The sequence below is a fragment of the Comamonas sp. genome, from assembly GCF_036666375.1.
In the GTDB taxonomy this organism is placed as follows: domain Bacteria; phylum Pseudomonadota; class Gammaproteobacteria; order Burkholderiales; family Burkholderiaceae_C; genus Comamonas.
In genome coordinates, this window is record NZ_JAVWWA010000015.1 from 12160 (window position 1) to 20242 (window position 8083).

The 8083-nt window shown below is 66.2% G+C and carries 9 protein-coding genes; 5 read left to right on the forward strand and 4 right to left on the reverse strand.

The features are described from left to right. Nucleotides 1–57 precede the first annotated feature (57 nt). The 3 genes from RR928_RS05715 (at nucleotide 58) to RR928_RS05725 (ending at nucleotide 2582) form a co-directional block, all read left to right on the forward strand. Nucleotides 58–1056 carry a Bug family tripartite tricarboxylate transporter substrate binding protein gene (locus tag RR928_RS05715; RefSeq protein ID WP_332534907.1) on the forward strand — a complete coding sequence of 333 codons (999 nt, stop codon included), beginning with the start codon at nucleotides 58–60 and terminating at the stop codon, nucleotides 1054–1056. A gap of 161 nt (nucleotides 1057–1217) precedes the next feature. Continuing rightward, nucleotides 1218–1793, forward strand: coding sequence for an RNA polymerase sigma factor (locus RR928_RS05720; protein ID WP_332534905.1), 576 nt, complete (start codon nucleotides 1218–1220; stop codon nucleotides 1791–1793). Between the two features lie 18 nt (nucleotides 1794–1811). Then, a complete protein-coding gene (locus tag RR928_RS05725) occupies nucleotides 1812–2582 on the forward strand; it encodes an anti-sigma factor (protein ID WP_332547614.1) in 771 nt (256 codons plus the stop codon). 6 nt (nucleotides 2583–2588) lie between these two features. Here RR928_RS05725 and RR928_RS05730 read toward each other — a convergent pair whose 3' ends face one another. After that, complete coding sequence (locus RR928_RS05730; RefSeq protein ID WP_332534901.1) at nucleotides 2589–3098, reverse strand: YqaA family protein; 510 nt, start codon at nucleotides 3096–3098, stop codon at nucleotides 2589–2591. Between the two features lie 119 nt (nucleotides 3099–3217). Here RR928_RS05730 and RR928_RS05735 point away from each other — a divergent pair, with 119 nt between their 5' ends. Together RR928_RS05735 and RR928_RS05740 are read left to right on the forward strand one after the other, a co-directional pair. Then, the gene (locus RR928_RS05735; RefSeq protein WP_332681744.1) at nucleotides 3218–3781 is read left to right on the forward strand and encodes a hypothetical protein; all 564 of its coding nucleotides are present in this window, start codon (nucleotides 3218–3220) and stop codon (nucleotides 3779–3781) included. Nucleotides 3782–3949: 168 nt separating this feature from the next. Then, nucleotides 3950–4321 carry a response regulator gene (locus RR928_RS05740; RefSeq protein ID WP_332534897.1) on the forward strand — a complete coding sequence of 124 codons (372 nt, stop codon included), beginning with the start codon at nucleotides 3950–3952 and terminating at the stop codon, nucleotides 4319–4321. Between the two features lie 16 nt (nucleotides 4322–4337). On the opposite strand, the gene RR928_RS05745 is transcribed toward RR928_RS05740, so the two are convergent. From RR928_RS05745 to RR928_RS05755, 3 genes are all read right to left on the reverse strand, one after another. Continuing rightward, complete coding sequence (locus RR928_RS05745; RefSeq protein WP_332534895.1) at nucleotides 4338–6317, reverse strand: hybrid sensor histidine kinase/response regulator; 1980 nt, start codon at nucleotides 6315–6317, stop codon at nucleotides 4338–4340. Between the two features lie 5 nt (nucleotides 6318–6322). Further along, entirely contained in the window at nucleotides 6323–7237 is a 915-nt protein-coding gene (locus RR928_RS05750) for a sensor histidine kinase (protein WP_332534894.1), read from the reverse strand. Nucleotides 7238–7245: 8 nt separating this feature from the next. Then, nucleotides 7246–8083 (reverse strand): SpoIIE family protein phosphatase (locus RR928_RS05755; RefSeq protein ID WP_332547618.1); only part of this gene is annotated, 838 nt, incomplete at its 5' end.

The window sequence follows — 8083 nt, forward strand, 5'->3', positions numbered from 1 at the left end:
AGCGGCGCGCGGCCAGCGGCGCGCAACAACAAGAAATTCACAAGGAGACAAGACATCATGACATTCCATTCCCATGCCACGCGTCGCCAGGGCCTCAAGGCCTTTTCGGCGCTCGCCGTGGCCGCGCTGGGCAGCTTTGCGCTGCCCGCCGCGGCCCAGAACTGGCCCGAGAAGCCCGTGCGCCTGGTCGTCAATTTCGCGCCCGGCGGCGCGGCCGACGTGCTGGCGCGCGCCATCCTGCCCCAGCTGTCCAAGACGCTGGGCCAGCCCGTGATCATCGAGAACAAGCCCGGCGCGGGCGGCAACATCGGCATCGCCGAGACCGTGCGCGCGGCCAAGGACGGCTATACGTTGCTGCTCAGCTCCGGCGGCGCGATCACGATCAATCCGATGATCTACGAAAAGCTGGCCTTCGACCCGGCGCGCGATCTGACGCCCATCGCGGCGGTGGCGCGCGTGCATGTCTACCTCGAGACCCACCCCGATGTGCCGGCCAAGAACGTCGCCGAGTTCATCCAGTACCTCAAGGCCAATCCGGGCAAGGTCAGCTACGGCTCGCCGGGGCAGGGCAGCTCGCCGCATCTCGCGGGCGAGATGTTCAAGCGCATGGCCAAGGTCGATGCGGTGCATGCACCCTACCGCGGCGCGGCGCCCGCGCTCAACGATGTGATCAGCGGCCAGCTGCAGTACTGGTTCGATCCGGGTCCGGGCCTCAAGCATGTCGATGCCGGCAAGCTGCGCCTGCTGGCCGTGGGCAGCCCGCAGCGCTCGCCCCAGTACCCCAATGTCCCCACGCTCGCCGAAAGCGGCCTGCCGGGCTTTGACGCCGACACGCTGTTCGGCATCTACGCGCCCACGGGCGTGCCCGACGTGGTCGTCAACAAGGTGCGCGACGGCATTGCCAAGGCGATGGAGCAGAAAAATGTGCGCGACATCGTTGCCGGCCTGGGCGCAACGCCGGCGGTGATGACGCGAAAGCAGTTCATAGACCACCACGCGGTCGAGGCCGAGCGCTTCGGCGAACTGGTCAAGAGCATAGGGCTCAAGGCGGACTGACAGAAGCCGCCGTCGAAGGGCCGTCATGGCCCGGTCGCCATCGTTGCTGAATCCAATGGCTTATTGCCTGCGTATAGCCAGGTATGCAAGACACGATTTCCTGGGTTGGCAGCAAACCAACAGCGCGTCTGCAAACCGGCACTTCTACGCACAATGTGTGGATGAGCGCCAATACACCGGACAGCGAACTGATGGACCTTCTGGACCGCATTGCCGTGCAAGAGGAAGCTGCGCTCAAGCAGCTCTATGAGCACAGTGCCGCCCGCCTTTACGGGCTGGCGTTGCGCATTCTCGGCAACAAGGAATGGGCCGAGGATGTGCTGCAGGAAAGCTTCCTGGGCATCTGGCGCAATGCCGGAAGTTACCGCGCTTCGCTGAGCCCGCCGCTGGCCTGGATGGGACTGGTGGTGCGCAGCCGCGCGCTGGACTTCCTGCGCCGGCGCCGCGCCGAGCGCATGCATGTCAGTGTCTCGCTCGACGATGCCGAAGGTTTTCTGCCGGCCAGCGACGCGCTCGGCCCGATGCAGCTGGCGCAGGCCAGCGAGCAGGCGCTGGTGCTGCACCAGTGCATGCAGCGGCTGGAGCAGGCCCAGCGCGAGGTGGTGAGCCTGGCCTATCTGCGCGACCTGAGCCACAGCGAGCTGGCCAGCCAGCTGAAACTGCCGCTGGGCACCGTCAAGACCTGGGTGCGCCGCAGCCTGGAGCAATTGCGCAAATGCATGGCGCGGCATGTATGAGCGCGAGGAGCGCTGACCATGAATCTGATACAGAACACTGAATTGCTCGACCGCCTTGCCGCAGCCCATGCGCTGGGCACATTGCGTGGCGGCGCGCGCCGGCGCTTCGAACAACTGGCGCGTGAAAATGCGCAGGTGCGTGCCACGGCCTTGCTGTGGCAGGAGCGCTGGTCTGCGCTGTCCGAAGTGCAGGCGCCGGTGCAGCCCGATGCCGCGGTCTGGACGCGCATCGACAATCTGCTGCAGGCCGAAAAGGCGCGCGCTGCGCGCACGCTGGCCGTGCCCGAACGCCGGCTCTCCTGGTGGCGCAATGCGGCCTGGGCCGGTGCGTTTGCCACGGTGGCCGCCGTTGCCGTGGGCCTGTGGTCGCTCCAGGGACTGCGCCAGACCACGGCCCAGCAGCTGGCGCAGTTGCAAAGCCAGCTGCAGATAGCGCAGGCCACGCCGCAGATCCAGTATGTGGCCGTGCTTGCCGATGGCAAGCAGGACCCGTCGATGCTGGTGACCTTCGATGCGCGCCAGAACCGTCTGGTGCTGCAGCGCGTCGGCGGCTTTCGCGAAGATGCGGACCGATCGCTGCAACTTTGGGCCTTGCCGCCCCAGGGCGCGCCGCGCTCGCTGGGCGTGCTGGGCCAGGGGCGGATCGAGCAGTTGCCGGCGCGCGAAGCCCAGGTGCAGGCCGTGCCCACGCTGGCCATCAGCCTGGAGCCCAAGGGCGGCGTGCCCAGCGAAACCGGACCCACGGGGCCGGTGCTGTTTACCGGCGCGCTGATTCGCAAGGATCTGTGACCGAGCTCAGGTCGGCCAGATCCAGATGATGGCGCTGGTCATCAGCAGGTAGCGGAAGAACTTGCCGATGGCCATGTACAGCAGGCAGGGCCAGAACGGCAGACGCAGCCAGCCCGCGACCGCGCACAGCGGGTCGCCGACCAGCGGCAGCCAGCTCAGCAGACAGGCCTTGGCGCCGAAGCGGCGCAGCCAGATGCGCGCCTTGCGCTCATGGCGCGAAGGCTGGCGCGCGGCCTTGCCGGTGCGCGGCCCGCCATCGATCAGACGGCGCTGCCTGGCCGCATGCCAGGCCTTGTGCGCTCCCAGCCCCATCCACCAGCTGATCGCGCCGCCCAGCGTGTTGCCGGCCGTGGCGACAAGAATCGCCTGCCAGAACAGATCGGGGTTGAGATGCAGCAGCCCCGCGACCGCAGGCTCGGAGCCCAGCGGCAGCAAGGTCGCCGAGATCAGGGCGACGAGGAATACCGTGCTCAGCCCGAACTGCGGCAGCGACAACCATTCCAACAACTGATGCAACCAGATTTCCATGTGACGCAAGTGTAGGCCTGGACTGGCTTGTCTTTGTGCCGAGCACGGTTAAGGTGGTTACTTGACGAAACAAAGAGAGGTGTTGCGCTATGCCTGGAGAACAAGAAATGGACAGGGCGATGGGCTGCAGCTGGGTCTGCAGTGGCGTGGGCGTGCTGGCCCTGGGGCTGGCCGGTTGCGCGGCGCTGCCCCCCCAGGGCGTGGTCGGGCAGGGCGAGTCTGCGGCTGCGGCGCAGATCGCTTCGGTGCTGTCGCAGACCGAGTGCCGGGGTCTGGCCGGCCAGCGCGCGCATCTGCAGGCGGTGCACGCCACGCTGGCACGCGACGGCATGGCGCTGCGCGTGCTCGGCTGCCCGCAGCTTGCATCGAGCGCGCAGGCCGCAGCCGATCGGCAGGTGCTCGCGGTCGCGGTGCTGGTCGTCGATGGCGTGCGCGCCGCCAAGACCGTGCGCGGACCGCTGGCCGATGGCGAACTGCTCGACATGGGAAGTGCCGCGCCCCTGGCCGCGCCTGGCCGCGCGCAGCGCGTGCGCGCCGCGGCCCTGGTGCAGCCGCCAGACGATGCGCTGTCGCCCGACGTGCTGTACAACCGCGCCTGGCTGCGCACGCTCATGGGCCGCGAAGGCCTGCGTGCCGTGCCTGACAGATGGTGGGCATTCGTGCCCCGCTGAGTCGCCGAACCTGGCCGCGGCCAGGCAGCGGCTGCAGCCTGCGGGCGCAGCGACCTGCAGGCCAGCTGACAATATTTATCAGTGAAGGGCTTCAATTCGGAGAAAATGCGGGTCTATGGAAAGTCCTATGTGCCCAATGCAGCTTTTCCGCTTTCTGAGTGCCGCAGCGTGATTTCGTACCTGTACGTTGAAGATGACGAAGACATCCGTGAAGGTGTCGCTGCGGTGATGGAAGCCGGGCATCGCGAAATCGTTTCCCTGCCGCATGCCGAAGCCGCGCTCGCCTTGGAAGACTGCGCGCGCTTCGATGTGCTCATCACCGATGTCAGTCTGCCCGGCATGTCCGGCACCGATTTGGCGAAGCACTGGCTGCGGCATGACGCGCAGCGGCATGTGCTGTTGTTCTCAGGCTATGAGATGCTGCATGGCCTGGCCACGATAGGCCCCAACGTGCGGTCCTTGCTCAAGAGCGTGGAGCCCGAGGAGCTCGAAGCCGCGTTGTGCCGCATAGAAAGCGCTCTATCCGCGAGCGCGCCGTAGCTGGCGCGCGCCGGCTTCAGGGCGCGCTGGCGCGCGCCTTGCCGGCGCTCTGCGCTTTGATTGCGTCGAGCAGCTTTTGCGGCTGCAGCGGCTTGGCCAGGTGGAAGTTGAATCCTGCGTCCATGGCCAGCTGCCTGTCGGTTTCACGGCCGAAAGCCGTGAGCGCAATCGCCGGCACGCCGGCATAGGCGTCCTGCGAGGCGCGCACATACCGAATGAGATCGTAGCCGTCCTTGCCGGGCAGGCCGATGTCGCTGACCAGCATGTCGATGACTTGCGCCTTGAGCGCGGCGACGGCCGTCTCGTAGTCGCCGGCCATCGAGACCGTCGCGCCGCGTTCCTGGAGAATCAGCACCAGCAGGTCCGCGGCTTCCCTGTCGTCTTCGACCACCAGAATGCGCATGCCCAGCAGATCCTCGGCCCCGCCCGACATGGCGCCTGCATCGTTGCCCGGTGACGGTTCATCCCCGACCAGACCTTGGGGCAGGGTGATGCTGACGCTGGTGCCCAGTCCCAGTCCCGCGCTGGTGATCGATATCTCGCCGCCGTGCAGGTCGACCAGGTGCTTCACGATGGACAGGCCCAGGCCCAGGCCGCCCGCGGACCGGCTTCCAGGCGTCGCCACCTGGGTGAATTTCTCGAAAATGCGGTCGAGAAACAGCGGCTCTATGCCTTTGCCGTGATCGCGCACCGTCAGCAGCAGCTGGCTGTCTCTGGTCGACAGAATGACTTCCAGCGTCCCGCCTTCGTTGGAGAACTTGATGGCGTTGTTCAGGATGTTCCAGAAGATCTGCTGGAACCGCGCCGGATCGAGGAATGCCTTGATGCTGTTGTTGGGGATGTCGAGGCTCAGCGTCAGATGCTTGGCCTCCATGAATGCCTTGAGCGAATCCAGCGACGACGAAATGAGCGTGCCGGGCTCTATCCATTCGCGCTCCAGCGCCAGCTTGCCGGAGTTGATTCTGGAGACATCCAGAATATCGCTGATGATGCGCGCCTGCGTGCTGGCGTTGCGCTTGATCGCATCCAGGCTCTTGGCGAACTCCTCCGGCGGGGAGCGGCGCAGCAACTGGTGCACGTTCATCATGATGGCGCTCAGCGGGTTTCTGAGCTCGTGCGAAAGCACGGCGACGAAGTCGTCCTTGGAGCGGCTGTAGCGTTCGGCCGCGGCGCGCGCCGCCTGTTCCCTTTCCAGCAGCAGCTCGCGTTCCTGTTCGAGCGCTATGCGATTGGAGACGTTAGACACCGCGGCGACGCGCAGCTCGCTTCCCACCCCGGCCGCCATGCTCCATTCGAGATGCAGCAGCTTGCCGTCGGCGTCCAGGAAAACCACTTCCTCGCGCCACAGCGATTGGGCATTGCGTGCCGTGATGATGTGCTGGATGTGTGCCTCATGCCCGGGCGCGGAGAATTCAGCCACCGCGCGGCCCAGCACCTCCTTGGCGCTGCGCCCCATCATTTCCAGCATGGCGGGGTTGGCGTCGACGAACTGGCCCAGGTCGTCGATCAGGGCGATGCCGCTTTGCGCCTGTTCGTAGATGGAGCGGAATTTGGCCTCGCTCTGATGCACTCTCTGCTCGGCGAGCCGCGCGCGCACCAGGGCCTGTATGGTCGCGACCAGCATGGCAGGCTCGGCGGGGTGGGTCAGGTAGGCGTCCGCGCCCGCGTCCAGGCCGGCCACCTTGTCGGTGTCCGCGATGAACGCGGCCGACAGATGAACGATGGGCAGCGAGCGCGTGGTCTCGCGCTCGCGGATTTCGCGGCAGACTTCGAAGCCGCCGATATCGGGCAGATGCACGTCGAGAACAACGGCGGAGATGTCGCCCAGCGACAGGTCGAGCGCGCTTTGCCCGGTATCGGCTTCAATCGTGCGAAAGCCTGCGGCGCGCAGCGAGCGCGAGGTCGCATAGCAGGTGACGGGATTGTCGTCGACGACCAGCACGGTGTGCAGGGACCGGTCTATGCTGACATTGAGCCTGGCGGAGGTGGGCTGCATATGGCTTAGGGGGAAGTATGCTGATCCGCTGGCGTGGCGGGTTGCAGCGCCAAAGTGATGGGAATGGTGACGTAGAACGTCGATCCCTTCTGTGATTCGCTTTGGACGGCCACGTCGCCGCCCAGCAATTGGGCCAGGCGCTTGCTCAGCGACAGCCCCAGGCCGGTGCCGCGCAGGCGCTTCTGAATGGGCGAGTCGATCTGCGTGTAGTCCTGGAAAATCGCGTGATGGAACTGGGAGGCAATGCCTATGCCGGTGTCTGACACCGCAAACTGTACCGAGTCTTCGCCGACGCGCGTGGCGCTCACACGGATCTCGCCGCGCAGCGTGAATTTCAGGGCATTGCTGATGAAGTTGCGCAGGATCTGCGCCAGCTTGCGGTCGTCCGAGAACAGCTTGGGCACGTCCACGGGTTCCTCGAAGATCAAGGTCACTTCCGGATTGACCGCGATGGGCTTGAACATGCCGCGCAGCGCCGAAAAAACGTCCACCATCTCGAACCAGGCGGGCGACACCTCGATGCGCCCGGCCTCGAGCTTGGCCAGGTCCAGCAGGTCGTTGACCATGTCCGCGAACTCGGCCGAAGTGGTCTGGATGAAGCCCACCTGCTTGGCCTGCTCGTCGGTCAGCGGCCCGTCGACACGGTCCTGGAGAATGCGCGCAATGCTCTGGATCGCGCCTATGGGCGTTCTGAACTCATGGCTCATATAGGCGAGGAAACGGCTCTTGAGTTCGGTCGCCTGGCGCAGATGGTCCGCCTGGGAATCGAGTTCTGCATAGAGCGCGAGCACGCCGCGGTTGGTCTCCTCCAGTTCGGAGCGCAAGGCGACCAGCTCCGACTCGGCGGCGGCCAGCGCCCCCGCCAGGTCATCGCTGCGCTCGCTGGTGGTATCAGGGTCAAGTCCGGTCACGTCGTTCATGGGGTTTCCTAGTCGTCTCGACGCATCACCAGAACGGTGACGTCGTCCCGCCCGCGACCGTAGTCCCGGACCAGGACGGCAGCCGCCAGGGTGGGGTCCCGTCCTATGAGTGCCGTGATGGCTTGCGGCGGCCAGCGTGATTGCAGGCCGTCGCTGTGACACACCACCAGCGCATGCGCCGGCCAGTCCATTCTTGTTTCCTCCACGCGTCGCATCTGCACGCCCACCGTGCCATTTTGCGCGAGCACGGAGCGATTGAACACTCCGCTGACGATGCGCATCGCCACATTGCCCGCGCCCGCCGCCAGCAGGCTGTTGGTCTCGGCATCGAGCTGCGCGCGCGTCACCGCCGCGCCGCGGCTCATGCGCAAGATGATATGGGCTTCTTCCAGCGCCTCCTTGAGGCCGGCAAACGGTTGCTTGGCAAACAGATCGACCGCCGCCATGGATGCCTCGGCCGCATGCTCTCCGTGACCCAGTCCGTCGGCCACCAGCATGGCGGCGCGGTGCCCGTCGAACGCCACGCCCCAACTGTCGCCGCACACGGTCTCACCCGGCGCCGGCAGGGCCACCACGCCCCATTTGAATGCGCCCGTCCTGGCCGCTGCGGTTCGCAGGCGCGCCAGGATGACGGTGCCCTTGCCGACTTCGGAATGGACGTCGAAATCGGTCGCCAGCCGCTGCACCGCGCCCAGGCCCGTGCCCGGCGAGCCGGCCGTGGAAAAACCATCGCGCATGGCCTGTGACAGATCGCGTATGCCAGGGCCGTCGTCGACCGAGAGAATCTCGATCTCCGGTGCTTGCCCTTTGCGCGCGGCGATCCACAACTGGCCCTGGCGCGCATGC